Raw genomic sequence first — 1,004 nt, 5'->3', positions numbered from 1 at the left:
CAGAAAGTGTGCATTGGAGGTGGCAATCTAACATGACAAGAATCAGAAAATCACCAACAATGACAGGACCATTTGCTGAGGTCGCTCAGGAATTCATTCAATACAAAAGAAGTGCCGGTTTTAAATACGCAGATGAACCGAAATGCTTATCACGATTTTGTCGTTTCAGTGAAGAACTGGGTATCACAGAAATAGAAATATCCCGTTCTCTTGCAGAAAAATGGATTGCACCAAGAGAAAGTGAATCTGAAAAAAGCCGTTCACACCGTATTACCTGTATAAGACAGTTTGCTATCTACCTGAATAATCTTGGCTATGATGCTTATATAGTACCAGAAGTAAAAGGCTTGAATCATAATTCATTTGTTCCCTATATATTTACACATGAACAGATAGCATCTGTGATAAAAGCAGCTGATGAAACAGAACCTCGGGAGGTTGCAAGAAACATGCATCTGGCGCTACCTGTGATATTTCGTATTCTCTATGGCTGTGGACTTCGTGTATCTGAAGTTGTTGGTCTTCGCTATAAGGATGTAAATCTCGAAGATGGGATTCTTACAATCCGTGAAGCCAAAACTGACCGTGACCGATATATCCCATTATCAGATTCCGTGAAAGAAGCTTGTATATCCTATGCAGATAAAATCTGGTGGGAAAAAGACAGTGACTTTTTCTTTCTTGCCCCTGACAAGACCATGATCAGTCCCATGACTGTATATCAAAGATATCGTAGATATCTGGAAGTTGCAGGTATTTCACATGGTGGAAAAGGGCAAGGACCTCGTCTGCATGATATTCGTCACACATTTGCAGTTCACGTTTTGCAAAAGTGGATCAAAGAAGAAGCAGATCTGACTGCTATGCTCCCGATTCTCTCCACATATATGGGACACAAAACAGTACGCTCAACCGCACAGTATCTGCGGCTGACAGCCGAAGTTTATCCTGATCTGATGAAAAGAGTGGAAAAATCCTGTGCATATGTCATCCCGGAGGTATGC

The 1,004-nt window shown here is 41.2% G+C and carries 1 protein-coding gene; it reads left to right on the top strand.

The annotated features are described in order from the left end of the window. Nucleotides 1–32: 32 nt before the first annotated feature. A partial coding sequence (locus FYJ45_RS29340; protein WP_154468432.1) for a tyrosine-type recombinase/integrase occupies nt 33–1,004 on the top strand: 972 nt, incomplete at its 3' end.

Source organism: Eisenbergiella porci (assembly GCF_009696275.1).
GTDB classification, from domain to species: Bacteria; Bacillota; Clostridia; order Lachnospirales; family Lachnospiraceae; genus Eisenbergiella; species Eisenbergiella porci.
The sequence above is the reverse complement of the archived record's forward strand: the minus strand, read 5'-3'. Positions and strand labels throughout refer to the sequence as shown.